This window comes from Streptomyces cyaneus, from assembly GCF_004028635.1.
Lineage (GTDB): Bacteria > Actinomycetota > Actinomycetes > Streptomycetales > Streptomycetaceae > Streptomyces > Streptomyces cyaneus.
The window spans coordinates 157,281-183,143 of sequence record NZ_RQJW01000015.1; the positions used below are offsets into that span (position 1 = coordinate 157,281).

At 71.8% G+C, this 25,863-nt stretch carries 21 protein-coding genes; 14 read left to right on the forward strand and 7 right to left on the reverse strand.

From position 1 onward, the window contains the following. Positions 1 to 89: 89 nt before the first annotated feature. From EHO50_RS37650 to EHO50_RS37670, 5 genes are all read left to right on the forward strand, one after another. The gene (locus EHO50_RS37650; protein ID WP_128435951.1) at positions 90 to 2,129 is read left to right on the forward strand and encodes a bifunctional aldolase/short-chain dehydrogenase; all 2,040 of its coding nucleotides are present in this window, start codon (positions 90 to 92) and stop codon (positions 2,127 to 2,129) included. 8 nt (positions 2,130 to 2,137) lie between these two features. Beyond that, entirely contained in the window at positions 2,138 to 3,589 is a 1,452-nt protein-coding gene (locus EHO50_RS37655; RefSeq protein ID WP_128436157.1) for a rhamnulokinase, read from the forward strand. Positions 3,590 to 3,677: 88 nt separating this feature from the next. Next, positions 3,678 to 4,433, forward strand: a complete 756-nt coding sequence (locus tag EHO50_RS37660) for a (Fe-S)-binding protein (protein ID WP_128435955.1) — start codon at positions 3,678 to 3,680, stop codon at positions 4,431 to 4,433. Next, entirely contained in the window at positions 4,430 to 5,917 is a 1,488-nt protein-coding gene (locus EHO50_RS37665) for a LutB/LldF family L-lactate oxidation iron-sulfur protein (protein WP_128435957.1), read from the forward strand. Before EHO50_RS37660 ends, EHO50_RS37665 begins: the two co-directional genes overlap by 4 nt. Beyond that, entirely contained in the window at positions 5,914 to 6,588 is a 675-nt protein-coding gene (locus tag EHO50_RS37670; protein ID WP_128435960.1) for a LutC/YkgG family protein, read from the forward strand. Before EHO50_RS37665 ends, EHO50_RS37670 begins: the two co-directional genes overlap by 4 nt. A 10-nt stretch (positions 6,589 to 6,598) precedes the next feature. Here the strand turns inward: EHO50_RS37670 and EHO50_RS37675 are convergent, their stop codons facing one another. Further along, a complete protein-coding gene (locus EHO50_RS37675; RefSeq protein WP_128435963.1) occupies positions 6,599 to 8,137 on the reverse strand; it encodes an FAD-dependent oxidoreductase in 1,539 nt (512 codons plus the stop codon). A 673-nt stretch (positions 8,138 to 8,810) separates the two neighbouring features. Beyond that, positions 8,811 to 9,740: a hypothetical protein gene (locus EHO50_RS37680; protein WP_128435966.1), complete on the reverse strand. Its 930-nt coding sequence runs from the start codon at positions 9,738 to 9,740 to the stop codon at positions 8,811 to 8,813. A gap of 297 nt (positions 9,741 to 10,037) precedes the next feature. Between EHO50_RS37680 and EHO50_RS37685 the strand changes: the two genes are divergently transcribed. Together EHO50_RS37685 and EHO50_RS37690 are read left to right on the forward strand one after the other, a co-directional pair. Beyond that, a complete protein-coding gene (locus EHO50_RS37685; protein WP_164905062.1) occupies positions 10,038 to 10,829 on the forward strand; it encodes an ABC transporter ATP-binding protein in 792 nt (263 codons plus the stop codon). Between the two features lie 3 nt (positions 10,830 to 10,832). Further along, positions 10,833 to 12,143, forward strand: a complete 1,311-nt coding sequence (locus EHO50_RS37690) for an FtsX-like permease family protein (RefSeq protein WP_128435972.1) — start codon at positions 10,833 to 10,835, stop codon at positions 12,141 to 12,143. Positions 12,144 to 12,258: 115 nt separating this feature from the next. On the opposite strand, the gene EHO50_RS37695 is transcribed toward EHO50_RS37690, so the two are convergent. Further along, entirely contained in the window at positions 12,259 to 12,591 is a 333-nt protein-coding gene (locus tag EHO50_RS37695) for a hypothetical protein (protein WP_425472351.1), read from the reverse strand. Positions 12,592 to 12,732: 141 nt separating this feature from the next. Between EHO50_RS37695 and EHO50_RS37700 the strand changes: the two genes are divergently transcribed. Both EHO50_RS37700 and EHO50_RS37705 read left to right on the forward strand, forming a co-directional pair. Next, complete coding sequence (locus tag EHO50_RS37700) at positions 12,733 to 13,599, forward strand: AAA family ATPase (RefSeq protein ID WP_128435975.1); 867 nt, start codon at positions 12,733 to 12,735, stop codon at positions 13,597 to 13,599. Then, positions 13,596 to 14,954 (forward strand): vWA domain-containing protein, encoded by a 1,359-nt coding sequence (locus tag EHO50_RS37705; protein ID WP_128435978.1) that lies wholly within the window; start codon positions 13,596 to 13,598, stop codon positions 14,952 to 14,954. Before EHO50_RS37700 ends, EHO50_RS37705 begins: the two co-directional genes overlap by 4 nt. A 22-nt stretch (positions 14,955 to 14,976) precedes the next feature. Here the strand turns inward: EHO50_RS37705 and EHO50_RS37710 are convergent, their stop codons facing one another. Beyond that, positions 14,977 to 15,681, reverse strand: coding sequence for an SDR family oxidoreductase (locus EHO50_RS37710; RefSeq protein WP_128435981.1), 705 nt, complete (start codon positions 15,679 to 15,681; stop codon positions 14,977 to 14,979). Between the two features lie 207 nt (positions 15,682 to 15,888). Here EHO50_RS37710 and EHO50_RS37715 point away from each other — a divergent pair, with 207 nt between their 5' ends. Then, the gene (locus tag EHO50_RS37715; protein WP_128435984.1) at positions 15,889 to 16,863 is read left to right on the forward strand and encodes an NAD(P)-dependent alcohol dehydrogenase; all 975 of its coding nucleotides are present in this window, start codon (positions 15,889 to 15,891) and stop codon (positions 16,861 to 16,863) included. 39 nt (positions 16,864 to 16,902) lie between these two features. Here the strand turns inward: EHO50_RS37715 and EHO50_RS37720 are convergent, their stop codons facing one another. The 3 genes from EHO50_RS37720 to EHO50_RS37730 all read right to left on the reverse strand — a co-directional run bounded on the left by EHO50_RS37720 (position 16,903) and on the right by EHO50_RS37730 (position 19,153). Then, entirely contained in the window at positions 16,903 to 17,262 is a 360-nt protein-coding gene (locus EHO50_RS37720; protein ID WP_128436159.1) for a cupin domain-containing protein, read from the reverse strand. 143 nt (positions 17,263 to 17,405) lie between these two features. Continuing rightward, complete coding sequence (locus tag EHO50_RS37725) at positions 17,406 to 18,383, reverse strand: threo-3-hydroxy-L-aspartate ammonia-lyase (protein WP_128435986.1); 978 nt, start codon at positions 18,381 to 18,383, stop codon at positions 17,406 to 17,408. Then, a complete protein-coding gene (locus EHO50_RS37730) occupies positions 18,380 to 19,153 on the reverse strand; it encodes a helix-turn-helix transcriptional regulator (protein ID WP_246101772.1) in 774 nt (257 codons plus the stop codon). The genes EHO50_RS37725 and EHO50_RS37730 overlap by 4 nt, the downstream gene beginning before the upstream one ends. 171 nt (positions 19,154 to 19,324) lie before the next feature. Here EHO50_RS37730 and EHO50_RS37735 point away from each other — a divergent pair, with 171 nt between their 5' ends. The 4 genes from EHO50_RS37735 (at position 19,325) to EHO50_RS37750 (ending at position 25,852) form a co-directional block, all read left to right on the forward strand. Next, the gene (locus tag EHO50_RS37735) at positions 19,325 to 20,497 is read left to right on the forward strand and encodes an MFS transporter (protein ID WP_128435989.1); all 1,173 of its coding nucleotides are present in this window, start codon (positions 19,325 to 19,327) and stop codon (positions 20,495 to 20,497) included. Positions 20,498 to 20,547: 50 nt separating this feature from the next. Continuing rightward, positions 20,548 to 22,314 (forward strand): beta-galactosidase, encoded by a 1,767-nt coding sequence (locus tag EHO50_RS37740; RefSeq protein ID WP_128435992.1) that lies wholly within the window; start codon positions 20,548 to 20,550, stop codon positions 22,312 to 22,314. Next, entirely contained in the window at positions 22,311 to 24,683 is a 2,373-nt protein-coding gene (locus EHO50_RS37745) for a beta-galactosidase (RefSeq protein WP_128435995.1), read from the forward strand. The genes EHO50_RS37740 and EHO50_RS37745 overlap by 4 nt, the downstream gene beginning before the upstream one ends. A gap of 98 nt (positions 24,684 to 24,781) precedes the next feature. After that, on the forward strand, positions 24,782 to 25,852 hold the full coding sequence (locus tag EHO50_RS37750; protein ID WP_128435998.1) for a LacI family DNA-binding transcriptional regulator: 1,071 nt from the start codon (positions 24,782 to 24,784) through the stop codon (positions 25,850 to 25,852). Positions 25,853 to 25,863 lie beyond the last annotated feature (11 nt).

Genomic DNA, 25,863 nt, shown 5'->3' on the forward strand with positions numbered 1-25,863 from the left:
GGGGTGCGGGCCGTCTGTGGCTGGTCGCGCAGTTCCCCGCGCCCCTAGGGAAACGTAGTCACCCTCTCTTCAGTAAGGAACCGGAAGTCATGGCCACCCACCCCGAAGCCGCTGCTCTCCTCGCTCGCTCCCGTCGGCTCGGCGCCGATCCCCGTAACACCAACTACGCCGGCGGAAACGCTTCCGCCAAGGGCACCGACACCGACCCCGTCACCGGGGGTGATGTCGAGCTGATGTGGGTCAAGGGGTCAGGTGGTGATCTCGGGACGCTCACCGAGGCGGGGCTGGCGGTGTTGCGGCTGGATCGGATGCGGGCGCTCGTCGACGTCTACCCCGGCGTCGAGCGTGAGGACGAGATGGTCGCCGCCTTCGACTACTGCCTGCATGGGAAGGGTGGGGCGGCTCCGTCCATCGACACCGCCATGCACGGGCTCGTCGAGGCCGCGCACGTCGATCATCTGCATCCCGACTCCGGCATCGCGCTCGCCTGTGCCGCCGACGGCGAGAAGCTGACCGCCGAGTGTTTCGGTGACACCGTGGTGTGGGTGCCGTGGCGGCGGCCCGGGTTCCAGCTGGGGCTCGACATCGCCGCGGTCAAGGAGGCCAACCCGCAGGCGATCGGGTGCATCCTCGGCGGGCACGGCATCACCGCCTGGGGTGACACCTCCGAGGAGTGCGAGCGGAACTCGCTGCACATCATCCGCACCGCCGAGGCGCTTCTCGCCGAGCGCGGGAAGCCGGAGCCCTTCGGGCCGGTGATCGAGGGGTACGCGGCGCTCGGCGCGGTCGAGCGGCGGGAGCGGGCCGCGGCGCTGGCGCCGGTCATCCGCAGCATCGCCTCCCAGGACCGGCCGCAGGTCGGTCACTTCACCGACTCCGAGGTCGTCCTCGACTTCCTCGCGAGCGCCGAGCACCCGCGGCTCGCGGCCCTGGGCACCTCGTGCCCGGACCACTTCCTGCGGACCAAGGTCCGGCCGCTGGTCCTGGACCTGCCGCCCACCGCCGACCTCGACGAGGCCGTCGCCCGGCTCAAGGAGCTGCACGCCGAGTACCGCGAGGAGTACGCCGCCTACTACCGGCGGCACGCCCTGCCCGACTCCCCCGCCATGCGCGGCGCCGACCCGGCGATCGTGCTGATCCCCGGGGTCGGCATGTTCAGCTTCGGCAAGGACAAGCAGACCGCCCGGGTGGCCGGCGAGTTCTATGTCAACGCCATCAATGTGATGCGGGGTGCGGAGGCTGTCTCCACGTACGCGCCCATCGAGGAGTCCGAGAAGTTCCGTATCGAGTACTGGGCGCTCGAGGAGGCCAAGCTTCAGCGGATGCCGAAGCCCAAGCCGCTCGCGACGCGGGTCGCGCTGGTGACGGGCGCGGGCAGTGGAATCGGGAAGGCCATCGCGCAGCGGCTCGTCGCCGAGGGTGCGTGTGTGGTCGTCGCCGATCTGAACGCCGAGAACGCCCAGGCCGTCGCCGAGGAGCTCGGCGGGTCCGACAAGGCCGTCGCGGTGACGGTCGACGTCACGTCCGAGGAGCAGATCGCCGAGGCCTTCAAGGCGGCCGTGCTGGCCTTCGGCGGGGTCGATCTGGTGGTCAACAACGCCGGTATCTCCATCTCCAAGCCGCTGCTGGAGACCTCGGCCAAGGACTGGGACCTCCAGCACGACATCATGGCGCGCGGTTCCTTCCTCGTGTCGAGGGAGGCGGCGCGCGTGATGATCGCTCAGGAGCTGGGCGGCGACATCGTCTACATCGCCTCCAAGAACGCCGTCTTCGCCGGGCCCAACAACATCGCCTACTCCGCCACCAAGGCCGACCAGGCCCATCAGGTACGGCTGCTCGCCGCCGAGTTGGGTGAGCACGGCATCCGCGTCAACGGGATCAACCCGGACGGTGTCGTGCGCGGGTCGGGCATCTTCGCCGGTGGCTGGGGGGCCAAGCGGGCCGCCGTCTACGGGGTCGAGGAGGAGAAGCTGGGCGAGTTCTACGCCCAGCGGACCATCCTCAAGCGCGAGGTGCTCCCCGACCATGTCGCGAACGCCGTCTTCGCTCTCACCGGCGGGGACCTGACCCACACCACCGGGCTGCACATCCCGGTCGACGCCGGCGTCGCGGCCGCCTTCCTGCGGTGAGCGCGGCCGTGAAGTCGTACGCCGCGGTCGACCTGGGCGCGTCCAGTGGGCGTGTCATGGTCGGCCGCGTCGGCCCCGACAGCCTGGAGCTGACCGAGGCGCACCGCTTCCCGAACCGGCCCGTGCGGGTCCCCGAGGGGCTGCGCTGGGATGTCCTCGCTCTGTACGCGGGGGTGCTGGAGGGGCTGCGGGCGGCCGGTGCCCACAGCGGTGGACGACTCGACTCCGTCGGCATCGACAGCTGGGCCGTGGACTACGGGCTGCTGGACGCCGACGGGGCGCTGCTCGGCAATCCCGTGCACTACCGCGACTCCCGCACGGAGGGGGTCGCGGAGAAGGTGTGGGCGACCGTCCCGGCGGATGAGTTGTACGCCGCGACCGGGTTGCAGTACGCGCCCTTCAACACCCTGTACCAGCTGGCGGCGGCTCGGACCTCGGCTCAACTGCCGTACGCCGAGCGGCTGTTGCTCATCCCCGACCTCCTGACCTACTGGCTCACGGGCCGGCAGGGCACCGAGCTCACCAACGCCTCCACCACCCAGCTGATCGACCCCCGCACACGCGACTGGTCGTACGACATCGCCTCCCGGCTCGGCATCGACCTGAGCCTGTTCGCGCCGCTCAGGCAGCCCGGCGATCCCGCGGGGGTGCTGCGTGGCGAGGTACTGGAGGAGACCGGGCTCGCCGGTCCGGTGCCGGTGACGGCGGTCGGGTCGCACGACACCGCGTCCGCCGTGGCCGCCGTCCCGGCCGAGGGCGAGCGGTTCGCGTACATCTGCACCGGCACCTGGTCGTTGGCGGGGCTCGAGCTGGGCGCCCCCGTGCTCACCGAGGAGAGCCGGGCCGCCAACTTCACCAATGAGCTGGGGCTGGACGGCACGGTCCGGTATCTGCGGAACATCATGGGGCTGTGGCTGCTCCAGGAGTGCGTACGGGCATGGGGGGACCCTGAGCTGGGCGAGCTGCTGCTCGACGCGTCCAAGGTGCCGGCGCTGCGGTCGGTCGTGGACGCGGGGGACGCGGCGTTCCTGGCGCCGGGGCGGATGCCGGAGCGGATCGCCGAGGCGTGCCGTGCCTCGGGGCAGCCGGTGCCCGCCTCGCCCGCCGAGATCACGCGCTGCATCCTCGACTCGCTCGCCCTCGCCCACCGCAGGGCGATCGCCGAGGCGCAGCGGCTGGCCGACCATCCGGTGGACGTCGTGCATGTCGTCGGGGGCGGCACGCGCAACGCGCTGCTGTGCCAGCTGACCGCCGACGCCTGCGGGCTGCCGGTCGTGGCCGGCCCGACCGAGGCGGCCGCCCTCGGGAACGTCCTCGTCCAGGCCCGGGCCCACGGGCTGGTCGGCGACCTGGCGGACGGGCGGCGACTGCTCACCCGTACGCAGCCGTTGACCCGGTACGAGCCGCGGGGGGACGCGGCGCGCTGGAGCGAGGCGGAGGCCCGGCTCACCCGAGGGTGAACCTCACCCGACGGTGAGCGGGGTCTCCCCCGGGCCGCGCTGCCGCATTACCCTGCACTCATCCGATGATCGATCACAAGGAGCCGCGATGCGTGTCGCCCTGTTCCTGACCTGTGTCAACGACACGCTCTATCCGGACACCGGGCGCGCCGTGGTGAAACTGCTGACCAGACTGGGCGTCGAGGTCGACTTCCCGATGGCCCAGACCTGTTGCGGGCAGGCCCACTACAACACCGGATACCGGCACGAGGCCGAGCCGCTGGCCCGGCATTTCTCCGATGTCTTCGGCGAGTACGAGGCGATCGTCACCCCGTCCGGGTCGTGCGGGGCGATGGTGCGGGAGCTGTATCCGCGGATGGGTGAGCGGGCCCGGGCCGAGGGGCGCGGAGACACCCTCTCCGCGACGCTGGCGCCCGTGGTGCCGAAGACGTACGAGCTGACGGAGTTCCTGGTGGATGTGCTGGGGGTGACGGACGTCGGGGCGTACTACCCGCACAAGGTGACCTATCACCCGACCTGCCACGGGCTGCGCGGACTGGGACTCGGCGACCGGCCCCGGCGGCTGCTCCAGGCCGTCAAGGGACTGGAGTTGGTGGAGCTGCCGGGCGCCGAGGAGTGTTGTGGGTTCGGGGGCACCTTCGCGCTGAAGAACTCCGATGTCTCGGCGGCGATGGGCGCGGACAAGGTCCGCAACGCCGAGTCGACGGGCGCCGAGGTGCTGTGCGCGGCCGACAACTCCTGTCTGATGCACATCGGCGGGACCATGGCCCGGCTGCGCACGGGCATGCGGCCGGTGCACATCGCGGAGATCCTGGCGAGCACGGAGGAGGAACCGGCCGTATGAGCGGGACATTCGTGGGGATGCCGGCCTTTCCGAAGGCCGCGCACGAGGCCGTGCACGACCAGACCCTGCGCGGCAACCTGCGGCACGCCACGCACACCATCCGCGCCAAGCGGGCGAACGCCGTCGCGGAGGTGTCCGACTGGGCGGCGCTGCGGGAGGCCGGGAAGCGGATCAAGGACCATACGCTGCGTCATCTCGACCGCTATCTCGTGCAGTTGGAGGAGTCGGTCACGGCGGCGGGCGGTACGGTCCACTGGGCCGCCGACGCCGACGAGGCCAACCGGATCGTGGCCGACCTCGTCAAGGCGACCGGTGAGTCGGAGGTCGTCAAGGTCAAGTCGATGGCCACGCAGGAGATCGGGCTGAACGAAGCCCTGGAGGCGGAGGGCATCCGCGCCTACGAGACCGATCTCGCCGAGCTGATCGTGCAGTTGGGCAAGGACCGGCCCTCGCACATCCTCGTCCCGGCGATCCACCGCAACCGGGGCGAGATCCGCGACATCTTCCGCAAGGAGATGAGCGAGTGGGGCCGCCCGGCCCCGGAAGGCCTGACCGACACACCCGCCGAACTCGCCGAGGCGGCCCGGCTGCACCTGCGCGAGAAGTTCCTGCGGGCCAAGGTCGGCATCTCCGGCGCCAACTTCATGGTCGCCGAGACCGGCACGCTCGTGGTCGTGGAGTCCGAGGGCAACGGCCGGATGTGTCTCACCCTCCCCGAGACGCTGATCTCGGTCGTCGGCATCGAGAAGATCGTGCCCACGTGGCGGGACCTGGAAGTGTTCCTGCAGACACTCCCCCGCTCCTCCACCGCCGAGCGCATGAACCCGTACACGTCGACATGGACGGGTACGACGGACTCCGAGACGGCTGACGGACCGCGGAACTTCCACCTCGTCCTGCTCGACAACGGCCGCACCGACACCCTCGCCGACGAGGTCGGCCGCCAGGCCCTGCGGTGCATCCGCTGCTCGGCGTGCCTCAACGTCTGCCCGGTGTACGAGCGGGCCGGCGGGCATGCTTACGGCTCGGTCTACCCGGGCCCGATCGGCGCCATCCTCAGCCCTCAACTGAGGGGCGTGACAAGCGAGATCGATGCCTCGCTGCCGTATGCGTCGACGCTGTGCGGCGCCTGCTACGACGTGTGCCCGGTCGCCATCGACATCCCCGAGGTGCTGGTGCATCTGCGGGAACGGGTCGTGGAGGGCGGCCAGGTCACCGCACAGGGCAACAAGGTGGTGCTGAAGCCCGCGAAGGGGCATGCCGCCGAGCGGGCCGCGATGCGGGCGGCGCGCTGGGCGTTCAGCCACCCGGGTGCCCTACGCGCCGGTCAGCGCCTCGCCTCGCGCACCCGCCGCCTGCATCCGCGGTCGCTGCCGGGCCCGGGCAAGGCGTGGAGCGACAGCCGGGATCTGCCGGCGGTGCCCGCGGAGCCCTTCCGGGACTGGTGGCAGCGGACGAACGGTGGAAAGGACGGCGCCAAGTGAGCAGCAGGGAACGGATCCTGGGCCGGGTGCGGCGCGCGCTGGCGGACGTACGACAGGACGACACTCCCCCAGTGCCTGAAGGGCCTGGGAGGGACCCCCAGTACGAGCAGGCCGTTCCGCGTGACTATCTGCGCGAGCACGGGGAGCGCAGTGTCGCGGAGACGGTCGATCTGCTGGCCGAGAACCTGGCGGACTACCGGGCGATCGTGCACCGCTGCACGGCCGCCGATCTCGCGGCGACGATCGCCGGGATGCTCGCCGCGCGAGGTGCGAAGACGGTGCTCGTGCCGCCGGGGCTGGAGCCCGAGTGGCTCTCGGCGACCGACGCCGAGCGGATCCCGGACCGGGCCGAGAGCACCCCGCACGAACTGGACCGGATCGACAGTGTGGTCACGGCCTGCGCGGTGGCCGTCGCCGAGACCGGCACCATCGTCCTGGACGGCTCGGCCGACCAGGGCCGTCGCCGGATCACCCTCGTCCCCGACCACCACATCTGTGTCGTACGGGTCCCCGAACAGGTCGTCTCCTCCGTCCCGCAGGCCCTCGAACGCCTCGATCCGGCCCGCCCGTTGACGTGGATCTCCGGCCCGTCGGCGACCAGCGACATCGAGCTGGACCGGGTCGAAGGGGTGCACGGTCCGCGCACGCTGGAGGTCGTCCTGGTCGGCTGAGGCCGTCGTCTCAGAGGTCCCGCTGCTCCAGGGGGCGCACCGCCGGGCCCTGCACCACATGGCCGTCCGGATCGAAGCGGGAGCCGTGGCACGGGCATTCCCAGGCCCGTTCGGCGCGGTTGAACGCCACGAGGCAGCCCAGGTGCGTGCACTTCGCGGAGACGGCGTGCACCTTCCCGTCCTCGTCGCGGTGGACGGCGCAGCGTTTCCCGGACACGTGGACGACGGCGCCGTCGCCGGGGGCGATCTCGTCCACCGACATGGCCGAGGGGCCCGGCAGGTGCTGGAGCCGGTCGCCGACGAAGTGGCGTGCCACGTCGGCCTGGTGTTTGAGGAAGTCCTTCCCCTCGCGCAGGACGGACGTCACGCGGCGCGGGTCGTAGAGGTCGCTCCACGTGTTCTCGCGGCCGGTGATCAGATCGCACAGCAGGCGGCCGGCCATGATGCCGCTCGCGAGTCCCCAGCCGCCGAAGCCGGTGGCCACGTAGGTGTGCCGGCTCCCGGGGTGCAGCGGGCCGACGAGGGGAACGGAGTCGGTGGGGTCGTTGTCCTGCGTGGCCCACCGGTGCGTGAAGTCGAGGTCTCCGAAGCGCTCCACCGCCCACGCGGACAGGGTGTCGAACCGCGCCTCGACATCGTCGCCGGTGCCCGGGGTGAAGTGCTCTCCGGTGACGATGAGCAGGCGCTTGCCGTCCCCGTAAGGTGCCGTGCGCACGGAGCGGGTGTTCTGCTCGGGGGTGATGTACATGCCGATCGGAGCGGCGGCCGTCTCGAGGGGAGCGGTGACCACGAGCTCGCGTCGGGGCGAGAGCCGGGTGAACAGCAGGGCCCGGTCGAAGATCGGATAGTGGGTGGCGACCACGACGGAGCGCGCGGTCACCTTCACACCCTCCTCGGTCGTGAGCACACACCGCTCGCCCTCCGAGAGACCGACCACACGCGTGTGCTCGTACACCCGGCCACCCCGGCGGCGCAGGTCCTCGGCCAGCGCCAGCAGGTATTTACGGGGGTGGAACTGCGCCTGCTCCTCGACCCGGACCGCGCCCGCGACCGGGAACGGCAGGTCCGTGTCGGTCACGTACTCGGCGGGCAGACCCGCCTCCCGGGCCGCGGTGGCCTCGGCCCGCAGTTCGTCGGTGCGGTCGCCGTCCTCGACGTAGGTGTACGCCGCCCTGCCCTCCCAGTCGCAGTCGACGCCGAGCGCGTCCGCGGTCTCGGCGGCGTGCCGGATCGCGTCCATCTGCGAGGCCGCGAACAGACGCGCCCCCTCCTTGCCGCGGGTGCGGCGGAGCCGGTCGTAGATCAAGGTGTGCTGGGCGCTCAGCTTGGCCGTCGTGTGCCCGGTGACGCCGGCCGCGACCCGGTCCGCCTCCAGCAGGGCGACGCCGTGGCCGCGCCGAGCCAGCTCCCAGGCCGTGCTGAGCCCGGCGATGCCCGCACCCACCACGGCGACCTCGACCGTGAGGTCACCGTCCGGTGGGGGTGCGAGGTCGCCGGGCGGCGCCGTCTCGATCCAGTACGACGTGTGGCTGCGGCCGTGATCGTCCATGGCGGCCGAGTTCCCCGCACCGGCTGGGCCACACGACGGCCGCCGGTCGACGAAGGGGATCCGTTCCTCACGGACCCTGTCCGGGTCGGTCGTGGGGGGGGACGCAGGGTCGCCGTACGGCGACAGGTGCGAGGCGGCCATCCGTGTGTTCCGCCCGGTGGGTCTGGGGGCGGCCGCAGGACGATGTGCTGGGAGCCCGGTGGGCCCGGGCGGGCCGGGTAGGCCCGAAGGCGGGATAGGCCCGGAGGCCAGGTAGGCCCGGAGGCCAGGTAGGCCCGGTGGGCCGGTGGCCGGGTGGGCGCGGTGGGCGCGGTGGGCCGGTGGGCCGGGTAGGCCCGGTAGGCCGGCGGGCCGGCGGGCCGGCGGGCCGGCGGGCCGGCGGGCCGGCGGCCGAGTAGGCCGGCGGACCGGTGGCCGAGTAGGCCGGCGGACCGAATGGGCCAACTGGCCCGCATGGACTAGGTGGCCCCGGGTGGTCCGGGGGCCGGGTGTGGTCGCCGCCAGGATGCGGTACGCCGACTGGCGGCGGCCGTGCACGGAGGGCGCCATGGGCCGGCCGAACCTCGGGGGGGGCGTCCGCGCCGACCTCGCACGGCACCATCGTCGAGGGGTGCGGCGCCGGCTGCCGTGGTGAGCACCGCATCTCCCCCGCACCCCTTTGCCCTGAGCGGGATCAGCCGCTCTTCCCCGATCGCCTGGTCGAGTCGCGGCTCAGGATGCCGAAGGCCCACCGCTCGTTGAAGCCCGCCACGAAGCCGATGGCGCACCAGAAGCCCCAGAACTCGGTGCCCTTGGCGGCCGATCCCGGGCTCCCCGCGGCCGGGCAGATGTCGGCCGCGGTGGCGGGCGATTCGAAGACCGGCACGATGCCGCCGCTGAGCAGGAAGTAGACGGCGAGGGCGAGGATCCAGCCGACAAACACGCGGTAGACGCCCTCGTGGCGCATGCTGCGGGCCATCTGGCCGGGGACGACGATGTCCGCACTCCCGTCGGTCAGTCGGCGCGCCAGCTGGTCCACGCTGCCCCGCAGCCGCACCAGCACACTGAGCACGGCCCCGAACGCCCCGACGCCGCCGCACACGAACGCGCCGAGCAGGCTCCAGCGGTTGGTGCAGTTCAGCGTCACGCCGAGGGCGCCGAGCAGGTCGACGCCCCAGAGCAGCGGTCCGGCGAGCAGGGCGAGGCTCGCGACCGAGCCGACGGCCAGGCCGATGTTGAGGCCCCGGCTGACGGCGGTCGCACTGTCCTGCGCCAGCCGGCCCCTCAAGTCGGCGATCTCCTGGTCGAGATACTGGGTCAGGTGCTCGTTGGGCTTGGCGTCGGCGAGCCGCGGGTCGCTCAGCGCGTTGTGGAGCACCCGCACCACGGTGACCCGCGCCGAGACGCGCGTCCTGCGCTCGAAGGCGCGCTGCGAGGCGCCGTAGAGAAGCTGCAGTTGCAGTTGCTGATCGGGATACAGATCGCCGAACTGCACATAGGTACCGTCGAATCCGGCCGGCACGACCTCCCTGAGCCCTTCGGGCCGCAACTCGGTGTCGGCCCCCTGGACCGACTCCCGCAGTCCCCGCCACCACGGGTGGCGGCGTCGCTCGTTGTCCGTCATGACAGTCCCCCGCTCATGACAGTCCCCCGTTGTCCGTCATGAGAAAGCTGTACCGGTGCCGGATCCCGGCCGGAAGCCTCCGCACGGCACCAGTCCGGTCACCGACGTCACGGAGCCATGACTTCCGCCCGACCTCCACCGGGCCTCTGTCGCGACGCGCACGCCATGAACGCGGCTGACCCCACGTCCGGGGTGTCGCTGAGTACACCCGGCAATACGGGTTCTGCGCCCAATGTGGTCGCGCCGCCCGCTCCGTAGCTTCTTCGGCAGGGCACAGGGAGTGCCGGACGGAGAGTGATGACGATGTTTCGCGCAGGCTCGCGACGCACGCACGACAAGGGACCCGCCGCCGAAGCGCTCCGGCTGGTCAAGGTCACCAAGACCTACGGTGCGCACGACAGTGCCGTGACGGCTCTGGACGGGGTCACCCTCGGTCTGGGGCGGGGCACCTTCACCGCGGTGATGGGGCCGTCGGGGTCCGGCAAGACCACGCTGCTGCACTGCGCGGCGGGGCTCGACCGGCCGGACAGCGGGATCGTGCGGGTGGACGGCACCGAGCTGACCGGGGGCGGCGAGGCGGAGCTGACGAAGTTCCGGCGCGGCCGGATCGGGTTCGTCTTCCAGCAGTACAACCTGCTTCAGACGCTGACCGTGGCGCAGAACACGGTGTTGCCGCTCAAGCTCGCCGGGCAGCGCGTGGACCGCAGGCGGGCCAAGGAGGTGCTGACGTCCGTCGGCCTCGGCGACCGGCTCGGGCACCGCCCCGGCCAGCTGTCCGGCGGTCAGCGGCAGCGCGTGGCGATCGCCCGTGCCCTGGTGACCGAGCCTCGGGTGATCTTCGCGGACGAGCCGACCGGCGCCCTGGACACGCGCAGCGCGCGCGACGTGCTGCGGCTGCTGCAGCAGGCGGTGCGGCTACACGGCCGGACCGTGGTGATGGTGACCCATGACCCAGTCGCCGCCTCTTACGCCGACTCGGTGCTGTTCCTTGCGGACGGCCAGCTGGCGGGCCGGTTGGACGCCCCGACGGCGGACGCGGTGGCCGAACGCCTCGCGCACCTCGGCGACCACGTGGCGACGGGGGTGTGAGCGATGTTCCTGCTGGCCATGCGGTCGATACGGCACCGCCCCGGACGGTTCCTCGCGACGTTGCTGTCCTCGTTCCTGGGCGCGGCGATCATCATGACGTTCAACTCGATGCACGACACGGCGGCGCGGGACGGCGTCGACCCGACCAGCGCGGAGACCCTGTCCACCGCGGCGGGCGTCGTCGGCGGCTACGGCACCCTGCTGGTGTTCTTCGCCGTCGCCTCCACCCTGACGGTCAACGTCCGTCAGCGCGCCGCCGAGTTGGAGCTGTTGCGCTGCTCGGGGGCGACTCCGGCGCAGCTCAAGCGAATGGTGGTCGGCGAGGCGGTGGTCGTGGCCCTGGTGGGCGCCGCGCTGGCGATAGGCCCGGCGATGCTGGGCGGGCAGGCGCTGCTGGAGGTGTTCCAGGACAGCGGTCAGGTCGCCGAGTCCGTCGACCACTCCTTCGGCCCGATCGCCCTGATGACGGGCATCGACATCACGCTGCTCGCGTCGGCGGGCGCCGCCTTTCTCGCCGTACGGCGGGCGACGCGCGGGCACGAACGGCGGGGCGGGGCACGGAAGTTCCTCGCGTACGCGGCGCTGCTCAGCGGTGCGGCATCGGTCTCCGCCACCTTCGTGTTCTCGGCGACGGACGCGGCCCTGATGGCGCCGCCGGCCTATGGGGCGATCCTGCTGTCGGTGGGGTTCGCGCTGATGGCACCTCGGCTGCTGGAGGGCGTGCTGGACCGGCTGCCGCTGAGCGGGGCGAGCGGCTGGCTGGCCGTACGGAATCTGCGGGAGCGGGCCGGTCAGCTGGCCGGGATCCTGATGTCGCTGATCCTGTTCACTGCGGTGGCCACGGCCACGCTCACCATGCAGGCGGTGGAGAGCGACGCGGTTGAGGCCTCGGGCCTGACGAAGTCGATCGACGCCAAGAACCTCGAGACGCTCAACTTCACGGTCGTCGGCATCATCGTGGTGTTCGTCTGTGTGATGCTGGTCAACTCGCTGTACGCCGCGACGAGTTACCGCGCCCGGGAGTTCGGGCAGCAGCGCCTGGCGGGGGCGACCCCGGGACAGGTGCTCGGGACGGTCGGCGCCGAGACGTTGATCCTGACCGTCACCGGAGTCCTCTTCGGCATGGTGGCCGCGCTGGCCGGGATCGTCCCGTTCACCTTGGTCCGCACCGACGGGGTGCTGCCGGGCGAGGCCTACGGCATCGGGGCCGCGGTGGCCGCGATCGCGGCGGCGGTGACGCTGGGGACGAGCCTGGTCACGGCCCGTCGGATGCTGCGCACTCCGGCGGTCGGGGCGGTGGCCGTGGCGTCATGAGAACGGTGACGTCACGAGAAGGACCTCTGCGACGAGGGGCGGCTGCTTCGGCGGCCGCCCTCCCTTCACTTCACGCCGGCCGCTCACTGCACGCCGGCCGCGTCCAGCAGCGCGATCACGGTCGCGGTGGCCAGCCCGTCCAGCGTCTCGACCTTCGCGCCCGCCCGGGCGCTGCCCCGTCGAAGACCAGCATCAGCTGGCGGGCGAGCAGTTCGGGATCCCGCGCCCCGCCCTGCTCGGCCTGCGCATGGAAGAAGCCCTCAAGCCGCTCCTTCGCCGCCCGCGCGACCACACTCGCCGGATACTCGGGGTCCTTCAGCTCGACCAGCGCGGCGAGACAGGGGCAGCCCTGGTAGGCGGGCTCGGCGGAGACGCCGTCGCGGTAGAACGGCTCGGCCGCCGCGTCGAGGAGCCGATCCCTGGTGGACGCCTTGTCTGCAGTGGCCATACGGGCGAGATTACCTCGGCACCGGACGCGAGGAAACCGATCGGTATACCACCTTCCGATGCACGGAACCCCCGTGGCATCATCGGGTGAACAAGCGCTTAGATACGTATCCCGACTGTCGCCGCCGAGCTGGAGGCCCCGTTGTTCACATCCGTCGACGACGTCTCCGCACGTCTGGCCGAGACCGGTTATCTCGCCTCGCCCGCGGTCGCCACGACCGTCTTCCTCGCCGACCGCCTCGGCAAGCCGCTCCTGGTGGAGGGCCCCGCCGGGGTCGGCAAGACGGAGCTGGCCAAGGCCGTCGCCGAGGTCGCCGGGGCTCGGCTGGTACGTCTGCAGTGCTATGAGGGGGTCGACGAGTCCCGGGCGCTGTACGAGTGGAACCACGCCAAGCAGCTGCTGCGCATCAGCGCGGGCCGCGACGAGACGTGGGACGAGGCCCGCACGGACATCTTCAGCGAGGAGTTCCTGCTCACGCGCCCGCTGCTGACGGCCATCCGGGGCGACGACCCCAAGGTGCTGCTGATCGACGAGACCGACAAGGCGGACGTCGAGGTGGAGGGCCTGCTGCTGGAGGTGCTCAGCGACTTCCAGGTGACCGTCCCCGAGCTGGGCACCATCACCGCGACGCGCCGCCCGTTCGTCGTCCTCACCTCCAACGCGAGCCGTGAGCTGTCCGAGGCGCTGCGCCGCCGCTGTCTCTTCCTGCACATCGGCTTCCCCGAAGAGGAGTTGGAGCGCCGGATCGTACGGCTGAAGGTGCCGGGGCTCGACGAGGCGCTGGCCCGGTCGGTCGTCCGGGTCGTGGGCGCGCTGCGGGCGATGGATCTGCGCAAGGTGCCGTCGGTCGCCGAGACCATCGACTGGGCGCGCACGCTGCTCGCGCTCGGCGCCGACACGCTGGACGAGACGGTCGTGCAGGCCACCCTCGGCGTCCTCCTCAAGCACCAGGACGACGTGCTCAAGGCGTCCGCCAAGCTGGACCTGGACACCCTGGACGCCCTGTGACCACGCCCGCCGGTGTCGCGGAGCGGCTGACGTCCCTCGTCGGGGCGCTGCGCGCGCACGGCGTGCGGATCGGTACCGGCGAGACGGTGGACGCGGCGCAGGCGGTGGAGGCACTCGGCCTCGCGGACCGGGAGCTGCTGCGCGAGGGGCTGGCGGCGACGCTGTTGCACGGCACCGGCCAGCGGCAGGTGTTCGACCCGGTCTTCGACCTGTACTTCCCGCGCGGTGTCGGCGGGCCGGAGCAGAAGGCCGCGGGACGGGACGACCTGCGCGAACGGCTGGCGGCCGCGCTCACCGCCAACGACCAGGTGATGATGGGCCGGTTGGCCGTCGAGGCGGTCGACGGTTTCGGTGGCTACGGTTCCTCGCCGGAGTCGGACGGCTGGTCGTCGTACCAGGCACTCGAACGACTGCGTCCACAGACGCTGCTCGCCCGTGTCCGTGACAACGTCCGGGCGCAGGGCGGCAGTTCGGGGTTCGCCGACCGGCTGCTGGAGGACGAGATCCGCCGGCGCATCGAGGCGTTCCGGGCGCTGGTGTCGGCGGAGGCGCGACGCCGGGTCGCCGAGCGGCGCGGCCGCGACGAGATCGCCCGGCGGGCGGTGACCCCGACCGCCGACCGGGTCGACTTCCTGTTCGCGGGGAAGGCGCAACTCGCCGAGCTGCGCAGGGCTGTTCAACCGCTCGCCCGCAAGCTCGCGACCCGGCTCGCGGCACGTCGCCGCCGCGCCTCCCGGGGCTCGATCGATCTACGGCGGACCCTGCGCGGGTCGCTGTCGACGGGCGGGGTGCCCATGAAGCCGGTGCTGCGCCGACGGCGTCCAGTCCGCCCCGAACTGGTGCTGCTGTGCGATGTGTCGGGCTCGGTGTCCGGCTTCTCGGACTTCACGATGCTGCTGGTGCAGGCCCTGCACGACCAGTTCAGCAAGGTGCGCGTGTTCGCCTTCGTCAACCGGATCGACGAGGTGACCGGGCTGCTCGAACGCGGCACCGCCGACCCGGAGGGGCTCAGTGCCCGCATCGAGACGGAGGCCACGCTCACGGGCTACCACGGCAGCAGCGACTACGGCATGGCGCTGGGCGAGTTCGCCGAGCGGTACGGCGACGCGGTCGGCCCGCGCACGACCGTGTTCGTCCTCGGCGACGCCCGCACCAACATGAGCGACCCGAACCTGTCGGCCGTACGGCAGATCGCCGGACAGGCGCGCCGCGTCTACTGGTTGAACCCCGAGCAGCGCGACCGCTGGGGCACGGGCGACTCCGCCGCGCCCGCCTACGCCGAGCTGGTCGAGATGCACGAGTGCCGCACCGCCCGGCAGCTCAGCGCGCTGGTGGCGCGCCTGCTGCCGGTGTGATCAGGCGCCGATCAGGAGCTGATCAGACGGCGGCGAGCTGCGGGTACAGGGTGACCGGATCGGCCGCCAGCCCCGCCTTGACCTGCCGCGAGATGTCATCGGCCAGCACCTCGAAGGCGCCCGAGGCGATCCCGTCGAGGGCTTGTGCCGCCACGCTCTCGGCCGTGGACTTGGGCGCGTCGATGCCGGCGGTCAGGTCGGTGTCGACGTACCCGACGTGCAGGCCGGTGACGTCGATGCCGCGCGGCTTCAGGTCGAGGCGCAGCGAGTTGGTCTGTGACCAGAAGGCGGCCTTGGACGCGCTGTAGGAGCCGGCGAGGCCGATCCACGACAGCACGGAGTGGACATTGAGGATGTGGCCGCCGCCGTTGCGCTCGATCACGGGGACGAAGGCCCTGGTGACCAGGAGCGGTCCGTAGAAGTTGGTCTCGAATTCGCGCCGCACGTCCGCGACGGGCGAGTTCAGGAAGTTCGCGTTCACCGAGGCTCCCGCGTTGTTGATCAGCAGGGTGACGTCCTGCGCCCGCTCGGCGGCCGCGGCGACGGACGCGGGGTCGGTCACCTCGAGCGCGAGCGGCACGGCGTCGGGGTGCGTGACGGTGCGCGGGTCGCGGGCGGTGGCGTACACCTTCTTCGCGCCCCGCTCGTACAGTGCGGCGACCAGGGCACGGCCGATGCCGCGGCTGCCGCCGGTGACCAGGGCGACGGAGCCTTCGATGGTGGTCATGGGTTTCTCCCGGGTGTTTCGACACAGGCACAGGTATTTCGACACAGACACGAGAAACCGATCGGTTTCCGCATCACCGAAGCCAGGATAAACCGATCGGTTTTCTCCGGGCAAGGCCGGGGGCGGCTCCGGAGAAAATCAGGGTTCATCCCCGATATCCGGTTCCGTGGGCGTTCCGTACGCTCGCCACAAACAGAGGGGGACCCCATGAAGGCAGTGGTTCAGGACCGGTACGGCTCGGCGGACACGCTGGAGTTCAAGGACTTCGACACTCCGGTGCCGACGGCCGACGAGGTGCTGGTGCGGGTGCACGCGGCCTCGGTCAACGCCTACGACTGGCACCTGATGCACGGCGACCCGAAGATCGCCCGACTGGTCTTCGGGATCACCAGGCCGAAGGCCAGGGTCCGGGGCCGGGACTTCGCCGGCCGGGTGGAAGCGGTGGACAGCGGGGTCATGGGGCTCAAGCCCGGCGACGAGGTGTTCGGCGAGGCCGATGGCGCGTTCGCGGAGTTCGTGTGCGCCAAGGACAGCATGGTGGGCCCGAAGCCGGCCAACCTGACCTTCGAGCAGGCGGCCGCGATACCCCTGGCGGGGAACACCGCCCTGATCGGACTGCGGGATGTGGGCCGGGTACAGCGGGGCCAGACGGTCCTGGTCAACGGCGCCTCGGGCGGTGTGGGCACGTTCGCCGTGCAGCTCGCCAAGGCTTACGGCGCGGAGGTGACCGCGGTGTGCAGCACGAGGAACGTGGACCTGGTCCGCTCACTCGGCGCGGATCACGTCATCGACTACACACGCGAGGACTTCACCCGGGGCGCCCGGCAGTACGACGTCGTGCTGGACCTGGTGGGCAACCACTCGCTGGCCGAGTTCCGGCGCGCGGTCACTCCCACCGGCACGCTCGTACTGTCCGGCGGCGGCGTGTACGAGGGCGGCAGCGCCGTCGGACCGATGGGGCTCTTCTTCAGGAGGCGGTTGGCGGCGCCCTTCGCCCGCCAGCGGCTGCTCGAACTCCCGGCCCACCAGAGCAGGGCGAACCTCGCCGCGCTGTGCGAACTCGCCGAGTCCGGGAAGATCGCCCCGGTCGTCGAGCGGACGTATCCGCTGAGCGAGGCGGCCGAGGCGATCCGGTACGTGGAGGTGGAGCACGCGCGCGCGAAGGTCGTCGTCACCGTGTGAGGTGCCGGCGCGGGCCGCGCGGTGCCACGCGTGCCGCCGCTACTTCGACTTCGCGTACTCCCTCGCCGTCTGTCCCTGGAAGTCGTAGACCACGACCTGCTCGTCGCCCACGACCCAGGCGTCGTGTCCGGGCGAGCAGACGAAGACATCGCCGGGGCCGACCTCTTGTTCGCCGCCGTCGTCCATCCGGATGTGCATACGCCCTTGGACCATGTAGCAGTTGTGGTGCATCTGACAGGTCTCGGTGCCCGCGATCGGGGCCACGGACTCGGTCCAGCGCCAGCCGGGCTCGAAGGTCGCCACGGCGAAATCGAGGTCCGTCATGTGGACGGCTTCGAGGTGGCCGCGGGGGAAATCACGCCGCTCGTCCGGCTTTTCGAGGGGCTTCACTTCCAACACCATGACGCACTCCCTTCCGGCCGCGGTTCACCGCGGCCTGGGCCGGTCTCCCCGGCGACCCTGGACACCGCCGTCGGCGGCCGACCCCCTACCACTCCATCGTCCGCTCGTCGATCCGGGGCCGCCATTCGGGGAACGCCCGCTCAGGCCTGCTTCCCACAGAGCTCGGCAAAGCGCTCGGCGTCGATGTTGCCGCCGGAGATGATCACGCCGACCCGGCGCGGCAGCGCACCCGCCCGGCCGGTGAGCAGGGCAGCCAGGGGGGTGGCGCCGCTCGGCTCGACGACGATCTTCAAGCGTTCGAACGCGAAGCGCATCGCGTCCCGGATCTCGTCGTCGCCGACCAGCGCGATCTCGTCGACCAGCAGCCGGTTCACGGAGAAGGTCAGCTCCCCGGGTGTGTGCAGGGCCTGTCCGTCGGCGATGGTGTGCGGCACCGGGATGCTGATGCGCCGCCCCGCTTCCAGGGATCGCTTGGTGTCGTCGCCGGCCTCCGGCTCCACTCCGATCATCCGGATCTCCGGGTGCAGGGCCTTGGCCACCGTGGCGCTGCCGGCGATCAGTCCGCCGCCGCCGACCGGCGTGACCAGTGCGTCCAACTCCCCCACCTCTTCGAGCAGTTCGAGGGCGGCGGTGCCCTGACCTGCGATGACATGCGGGTGCTCATAGGGCGGGATGAGGGCGAGGCCGCGCTCGGCTGCCAGCGCCTCGCTGATCGCGACACGGTCGCCGGTGTAGCGGTCGTACGTGACGATCTCGGCGCCGTAGCCGACGGTCGCCGCCCGCTTCGACGGCGGGGCGTCCTCCGGCATGACGATCACCGCGGTGGTGCCGAGTTCCCGGGCGGCCAGGGCGACGGCCTGGGCGTGGTTCCCGGACGAGTAGGCGGCGATGCCGCGGGTGAGCTGCTCCGGCGTCAGCCGCGAGGCCGCGTTGTACGCGCCGCGGAACTTGAAGGCGCCGACGCGCTGGAAGTTCTCGCACTTGAGGAAGACCTCGGCACCGACGAGTTCGTCGAGCGTCCGCGAGCGCAGCACCGGCGTGCGGTGCGCGATGCCCTTGAGCCGCGCGGCGGCATCGCGGACGTCGTCCAGGGTGACCGGCGGGGTGGTGGTCGTCACGCGTCTCCTCCAGGGGGTGTCATGTCGGTCGCGGTGCGGCCTGTCGCTCGGCTCGTCGCTCGGCCCGCCGCCTGCTCCGTCATCGCCTGGGCATCGGCGCGCGCCTGCGACAGATAGCTGTAGGCGGAGGCACGGGAGATGCCGAGCCGGGCCGCGACCTGTTCGATCGCCCGCCGCACGGCGAAGACGCCTCGCTCGTCCAGGCCACGGAACAGCTCCAGCCGCTGGGCGCGGTCGAGAGCGGCCCAACTGCCGTTCTGCCGGAGCTGGTGGGCGTCGAGGATGGCGTCGACGACGGAGTCGATGTCGTTGCCGAAGGCGGTGACGGGCACGTCGGCCGAGGCGCCACCGACACCGCCACCACCGCCGCCGATGCCGGCGAGGGCACCGAGCAGGGCGTGGGCGTCACTGACGGCGGTGACGTCCAGGTTGACGCAGAGGGCGCCGAACACGGTGCCCGTGGAGTCTCGCAGCACCATGGTGGACGCCTTGACCAGCTTGCCGCCCCGGGTCCTGGTGACGTAGTTGAGCTCGTCGCCCGCCCCGTCGCCGCGCGCGACGATCCGCATGCCGATCTCGCTCATCGCCCCGCCCACGGCCCGCCCCGTCACCGAACCGGCCACGGCGACCACGGACTTCTCCGGCCGCCGGTAGTCATGCAGGACCACCTCGCACACCGGCCCGAACGTGGCCGCGAGCCCGTCGACGACGGGCGTCAGCGCGGCGACGATCGCGTCCCGCTCGGATTCCAGGGCCGGCTCGGCCGCCATCGCACACTCCCTGTCCGCCCTCGGCTCGGCCTTCTGTCCACCGAGCCGTTTCTAGACTACACGTCCAGAGCCTGTACTGGCAGTCCAGATACGCCCGCCGGAAACCCACTGCCGAAGAGTGCGGCACGGATCTTGACGAGCGCCAAGATGTTACCGGTAACATCCAGCTCCATGACAGTGACGTCGGCACCCCAGCACCCCCGCGTCTTCAGCCCCGTCGCCGTAGTCGCCTCCTGCGTGGGCTTCGTGCTCATGGGTGCTCTCCAGGCCCTGTACGGCCCCGCGATTCCCGCTTTCCGCGAGGAGTTCGGCCTGTCCCCGTCGGCGGCCGGCCTCGGGCTGAGCGCGCACTTCGTCGGTGGGGTGGCCGGCGTGCTGCTCTTCGACCGGCTCTACGGCCGGATCGGCAATCGGCGGATCCTGGGCGCCTCGTATCTGCTGATGGCCGTCGGCGCGGCCGGCTTGGCGCTGGCGTCGAACTGGCCGACCGCCCTGGCCATGGCCCTGCTGGCCGGGCTCGGCTTCGGCGGTATCGACTACGGCCTCAATCAGCTGTTCGCCGTCGGCTTCGGCCACCGCTCGACCGCCATGCTCAACATCCTCCACGCCCACTTCGGCATCGGCGCGATCCTCAGCCCGGCCCTGATCGGCGTGGTCGGCGCCGCACACTACCCGGCCGTCTTCCTGGGCTTCGCGCTGGCCAACCTGCCGCTGCTGCTCTGCCTGCGCGGCGTACGCAACCGGGCGCCGCAGCCGCCCGAGGCGTCCGGCGAGTCGTACGGCGGCCAGGTCCTGGCCCGCAGCCTCGGCTCCGTGCTCGCCGTGTTCGTCGCCCTGTACGTGCTGCACGTCGGCATCGAGGCCGGTGTCGGCGGCTGGGAGCCGACCCATCTGGAGACCGTCGGGTACGGCGCCGGATTCGCCGCGACAGCCACGTCCGTGTACTGGCTGATGATGACGGTCGGCCGCTTCCTGGTCGCCCCGATCGCGCTGCGCTTCTCGGCCCAGGCCATCATCACGGTCTCGTGCGCGGGCATGACGGTGTGCCTGCTGCTCGCCACGATCCCGGCGCTGGCCCCCTACGCGTACGCCGGCGTCGGCCTGTTCATCGCGCCGATCTTCCCGACCGGCCTGCCGTGGCTCAACCGGGCGGCCCCGCGGGCCCGCAGAGCGGGAGCGGTGGTCATCGCCGCCTCCATGGTCGGCGGCGTGGTGGCGGGCCCGGCGCTGGGCAAGGCCATCGAGTGGTCCGGGATCCGCGCGGTCCCGCTCCTGCTGTCCGGCGTCTCGGCACTGTGCCTGGCCGCCACGCTCTGGCTGATCCGCAGTACCCGAACTCGCTGAATCCGCTGCGCACTCCAGCTACGCACTTCATGGTGAAGGGAAGCTTCCGTATGTCCGCTCTGACGACGTCCCCCAATGGTTTCCTGCTGCACGGCGAGCCGTTCCGGATCATCTCCGGCGCGATGCACTACTTCCGGATCCACCCCGACCTGTGGGCCGACCGCCTGCGCAAGGCCCGCCTCATGGGGCTCAACTCGGTGGAGACGTACATACCGTGGAACCTCCACCAGCCCGATCCGGACGGACCCCTCGTCCTCGACGGCTTCCTCGACCTGCCCCGCTATCTCAGCCTCGCCCGCGACGAGGGCCTGCACGTCCTGCTGCGCCCGGGTCCGTTCATCTGCGCGGAGTGGGACGACGGCGGTCTGCCCGCGTGGCTGATCGCGGACCACGACATCCGGCTGCGCACCAGCGACCCGCGCTTCACCGGGGCGATCGACCGCTACCTCGACGCCCTGCTGCCCCCGCTGCTGCCGTACATGGCCGCGGCGGGCGGCCCGGTGATCGCCGTACAGGTGGAGAACGAGTACGGGGCCTACGGCGACGACTCCGCCTACCTCAAGCACCTGGAACAGGCCTTCCGCTCCCGGGGCGTCGAGGAGCTGCTCTTCACCTGCGACCAGGCCAACCCCGAGCACCAGGCCGCCGGAAGCCTCCCCGGCGTACTGGCCACGGCCACCTTCGGCAGCCGGGTCGAGCAGAACCTGGCGGAGCTGCGCAGGCATCAGCCCGAGGGCCCCTTGATGTGCGCGGAGTTCTGGATCGGCTGGTTCGACCACTGGGGCGGGCCCCACCATGTGCGGGACGCCGCCGACGCCGCCGCCGACCTGGACCGCCTGCTGTCCGCGGGCGCCTCGGTCAACATCTACATGTTCCACGGCGGCACCAACTTCGGCTTCACCAACGGCGCCAACCACAAGTACGCCTACGAGCCCACCATCACGTCCTACGACTACGACGCGGCCCTCACCGAGTGCGGCGACCCCGGCCCCAAGTACCACGCCTTCCGAGAGGTCATCGCCCGCCACGCACCGGTCCCCGACGAGCCCGCTCCCACGCCCGCTCCCAAACTCCCGCCCACCACCGTCGAGTTGAACCGCCGCGCCCCGCTCCTTGCGCACGCAGCCGCCCTCGCCGAGCCGGTCCGCGCCGACGATCCGGCCACGATGAACGACCTGGGCCTGCAGACCGGTTACGCCCTGTACCGCACCACGTTCGAGGCTGCGGGCGACGGCCTGCTGCACTTCGCGGGCGGTGTCGGCGACCGCGCCCAGGTCTTCGTCGACGGCGCCCCCGTCGGGGTCCTCGAACGCGAACGCCACGACGAGACCCTCCCCGTACGCGTGCCGCGCCCCGGCGCCACGCTGGAGGTCCTCGTCGAGAACATGGGCGGCGTCAACTACGGCCCCCGCATCGGCGCCCCCAAGGGCCTCCTCGGCCCCGTCGCCTTCGACGGCACCCCCCTGCGCGGCTGGGACTGCCACCCCCTGCCGCTGGACAACCTGGACGCGGTGCCGTTCGCCCCGTCGGACGCGACCACGGCCGCCGAACCCGCCTTCCACCACGGCACCTTCGACGTCGACACCCCGGCGGACACCTTCCTCGCCCTGCACGGCTGGACCAAGGGCCAGGCCTGGATCAACGGTTTCCACCTCGGCCGCTACTGGAACCGCGGCCCGCAGCACACCCTGTACGTCCCCGCGCCGGTCCTGCACCCGGGCACCAACGACCTCGTCGTCCTGGAACTGCACGCCACCACCGCCACCCGCGCCCAGCTCACCGACGCCGCCGACCTCGGACCGGAGAACACCTGGTGACCCGCCCACACCACCTGCGCATCCCCGCACCCGCCGCTCCCCCGCTGACGGGTCACCTCCCGTTCGCCGACGCGCCCGGCGTGCCCGACCCGATCGAGGTGACCAGCCGCTGGCTCACCCGCTCGGGCCGCCCCTGGTTCCCGGTCTCCGGCGAGTTCCACTACTCCCGCTACCCGGCCGGGGAGTGGGAGGAGGAACTGCTGAAGATGAAGGCGGGCGGAGTGACCGCCGTCGCTTCCTACCTCATCTGGATCCACCACGAGGAGATCGAGGGCCGCGTCCGTTTCGACGGCAACCGCGACCTGCGCCGCTTCGCCGAGCTGTGCGCCCGCCATGGCCTGGACTTCATCCCCCGCGTCGGCCCCTGGTCCCACGCGGAGGTCCGGGGCGGCGGCCTGCCCGACTGGCTGCTGGCCCGCGACTGCACGCCCCGCACCGACGACCCGGCGTATCTGGAGCCGGTGCGCGGCTGGTTCACGGCCATCGCCGAGCAGCTGCGCGGCCTCGACCGCGGCAACGGCGGCCCGATCATCGCGATCCAGATCGAGAACGAGCTCTACGACCAGCCCGGCCACCTGAGCACGCTGAAGCGCCTCGCCCAGGAGGCCGGCCTGAGCGCGCCGATGTGGACGTCGACCGCCTGGGGCGGTGTCCAGCTCCCGGGCGACGAACTGCTCCCGCTGTACGGCGGCTACCCCGAGGCTTTCTGGACCGAGGCGGACGGCGGCTGGCCCGACACCTGCCGCAAGCACTTCTTCTTCACCCACCAGCGCGACGACGAGGGCATCGGCGCCGATCTGCGGCCGACCACCGTCCGGGGCGGCACCCCGGACGCCCTCGCGGACCGATTCCCCTGGGCCACCTGCGAGTTGGGCGGCGGCATGGCGGTGGCGTACCACCGGCGGCCGCGGCTCGACGCCGCCGACATCGGCGCGCTCGGGCTCACCAAGATCGGCTGCGGCTCGGTGTGGCAGGGCTACTACATGTTCCACGGCGGCACGAATCCGGCCGGGGAACTGTCCCCACTCCAGGAGTCCCACGCCACCGCCTACCCCAACGACCTGCCCGTCCTGACGTACGACTTCCAGGCACCGCTCGGCGAGTACGGCCAGTACCGGCCCTCGTACGACGAACTGCGCCTCCAGCACCTGCTGTTGGCGGACTTCGGCCATCTCCTCGCCCCCATGGAGTCCGTGCTGCCCGAGGATCGGCCTGAGGGCCAGCACGACCGGGACACCTTGCGCTGGGCGGTCCGCACGGACGGCGCTTCGGGCTTGCTGTTCGTCAACAACCACCAGCCGCACGAACCCCTGCCCGACCGCCCGGACACCTCCTTCACGGTCGAATTCCCGGGCCATGCAGGGACGTTGACACTGCCCAGCTCGCCCGTGAACGTGCCCGCGGGGGCCTACTTCTGCTGGCCGCTGCGGCTCGACGTCGCCGGTGTGCGGCTGGAGTGGGCGACCGCGCAACCGGTGTGCACGGTCGGTCCGGACGGCCGTCCGGTCCTGGTGCTGGCCGCCACCGACGGCATCGCGCCCGAACTCGCCCTGGACTCGGGCACGGTGACGTCCGTCAGCGCGCCCACCGGGGACATCGCCGAGGTCGACGGCCGGATCCTGGTGACCGGTCTGCGGCCCGGTACGGACGCGCTGGTCGAGGTGGAGGCGGTGGACGGCGGACGGGTCGGTCTGCTGGTGCTGGACGCGGCGACGGCTCGTACCGTCTACCGGGGTGAGGCGTGGGGCGCCGAGCGGCTGGTGCTGTGCGCGGACGGGGTCGTCTTCGACCACGACGAGGTGCGGGTGCACGGCACTGCCGCACGGACGTCGTTCGCCGTGCTGCCCGCGCCGGAGCATCCGCTGGTGGTGGACGGTGAGACGGTGGTCGGCGAGGCGGACGGGGTGTTCACCCGCTACCGGACCGGGGTCGGCGGCGGTGAGGCCCTTGCGGTGCCGGCGCCGGTTTCCCTGATCCGGGCTGCCGGTCCGGCACCCGAGCCCTCGACCGGCGTGCTGGACCGGGCGAGCGCGCCTGCCGACAAGTACTTCGACACGGTGGCCGCCGAGTACCGCATCGACGTACCGGAGGATCTCCCCGACGGCACCGTCCTGCGGCTGCGGTGGAGCGGGGACGTGGGGCGGGCGTATGTGGGGGACGCGTTGGTCGCCGACCAGTTCTTCTCGGGGCGGGTCTGGGACATCGGACGGCTCCCGGCGGGAGCGGTGCTGCGGGTGCGGGTGCTGCCGCTGCACGCCGACGCCAGGGTGTACGTGCCGCAGGACGCGGGGGACGCGGCGCGGACGGCTGCCGTGACAGGTGCCGAGTGGATCAGCAGCCGTACCTGGGCGGTCCGACCACGGGGCTGAGGCGGCGCCCATCCGGATCCCGCCCCGCCGGCCTGCCTATGCTGGGGTCTGCCGGGGCGGGACACCACCGCCGTGCCGACGTCGAGGAAACAGCCATCATGACCCGCAGCTCCGCCGACGGCTCCGCTCCGAGAGGGCGCAGCAGACGGAACTTCGCGGGCTCGCGTCCCGTGATGGACGACGTGGCCCGGCTGGCCGGTGTCTCCAAGCAGACCGTCTCGCGCGTGCTCAACGACCATCCGTCGGTGCGGCCCGAGACCCGCGAGACGGTTCTGGCGGCCATGCGGACTCTGGGCTACCGGCCGAGCCGCAGTGCCAGATCGCTGGCCAGCGGCAAGACCCGGATGCTCGGCGTGATCTCCTTCGACGCCGCCCGCTACGGTCCCGCCTCCATCCTCACCGCGATCAACACCGCGGCCCAGGAGGCCGGTTACCTGCTGAGTTCGATCGCACTGGACACGGCCGAGCCGGACACCGTGGTCGAGGCGGTGAACCGGCTGTCGGCGGAGGGCGCGGACGGGGTGATCGCCATCGCCCCGCAGCTGTGGGTGGGCAAGGCCCTGGCGGACACCCGCCTCGACACCCCGCTGGTCGTGCTGGAGAACGGCCTCGACGTCGACACCCAGCAGGTCACCGGCGACTCTCGGGCCGGGGCCCGCAAGGCCGTCGAACATCTGCTGGGGCTGGGCCACCGCACCGTGTGGCACATCGCGGGCCCGACCGGCTGGACCTCCGCCGACCACCGGACGGGCAGCTGGCAGGCCTGCCTGGAGGCGGCCGGCGCCGAGGTCCCGGCCCCGCTGATCGGCGACTGGAGCGCCGACTCCGGCTATGAGCTGGGCCGGCAGCTGGCCCGGCGCCCGGACGTCACGGCCGTGTTCGCCTCCAACGACCAGATGGCCCTCGGCCTGCTGCACGCCCTGCACGAATCCGGCCGCTCGGTCCCGGGCGACGTCAGCGTCGTGGGCTACGACGACATCCCCGAGGCCGCGCACTTCCTGCCCCCGCTGACCACCGTACGCACGGACTTCGCCGAGATCGGCACGCGTTCACTGCGCCTGCTGCTGGACCGGCTCGACGGCCCCGCCGAGCCGCCCCGGGTCGATTCACTGGTCCCGGTCGACCTCGTGGTCCGCCGCAGCAGCGGCCCGGCGCCGGGAAAGCACTGACGGCCCCCTCC

Coding starts and splice junctions, on each gene's coding strand:
- EHO50_RS37650 (WP_128435951.1), top strand. CDS start 90: ATGGCCACCCACCCCGAAGCCGCTGCTCTCCTCGCTCGCTCCCGTCGG.
- EHO50_RS37660 (WP_128435955.1), top strand. CDS start 3,678: ATGCGTGTCGCCCTGTTCCTGACCTGTGTCAACGACACGCTCTATCCG.
- EHO50_RS37665 (WP_128435957.1), top strand. CDS start 4,430: ATGAGCGGGACATTCGTGGGGATGCCGGCCTTTCCGAAGGCCGCGCAC.
- EHO50_RS37675 (WP_128435963.1), bottom strand. CDS start 8,137: ATGGACGATCACGGCCGCAGCCACACGTCGTACTGGATCGAGACGGCG.
- EHO50_RS37680 (WP_128435966.1), bottom strand. CDS start 9,740: ATGACGGACAACGAGCGACGCCGCCACCCGTGGTGGCGGGGACTGCGG.
- EHO50_RS37685 (WP_164905062.1), top strand. CDS start 10,038: ATGACGATGTTTCGCGCAGGCTCGCGACGCACGCACGACAAGGGACCC.
- EHO50_RS37690 (WP_128435972.1), top strand. CDS start 10,833: ATGTTCCTGCTGGCCATGCGGTCGATACGGCACCGCCCCGGACGGTTC.
- EHO50_RS37695 (WP_425472351.1), bottom strand. CDS start 12,591: ATGGCCACTGCAGACAAGGCGTCCACCAGGGATCGGCTCCTCGACGCG.
- EHO50_RS37710 (WP_128435981.1), bottom strand. CDS start 15,681: ATGACCACCATCGAAGGCTCCGTCGCCCTGGTCACCGGCGGCAGCCGC.
- EHO50_RS37715 (WP_128435984.1), top strand. CDS start 15,889: ATGAAGGCAGTGGTTCAGGACCGGTACGGCTCGGCGGACACGCTGGAG.
- EHO50_RS37730 (WP_246101772.1), bottom strand. CDS start 19,153: ATGGCGGCCGAGCCGGCCCTGGAATCCGAGCGGGACGCGATCGTCGCC.
- EHO50_RS37735 (WP_128435989.1), top strand. CDS start 19,325: ATGACAGTGACGTCGGCACCCCAGCACCCCCGCGTCTTCAGCCCCGTC.
- EHO50_RS37740 (WP_128435992.1), top strand. CDS start 20,548: ATGTCCGCTCTGACGACGTCCCCCAATGGTTTCCTGCTGCACGGCGAG.
- EHO50_RS37750 (WP_128435998.1), top strand. CDS start 24,782: ATGACCCGCAGCTCCGCCGACGGCTCCGCTCCGAGAGGGCGCAGCAGA.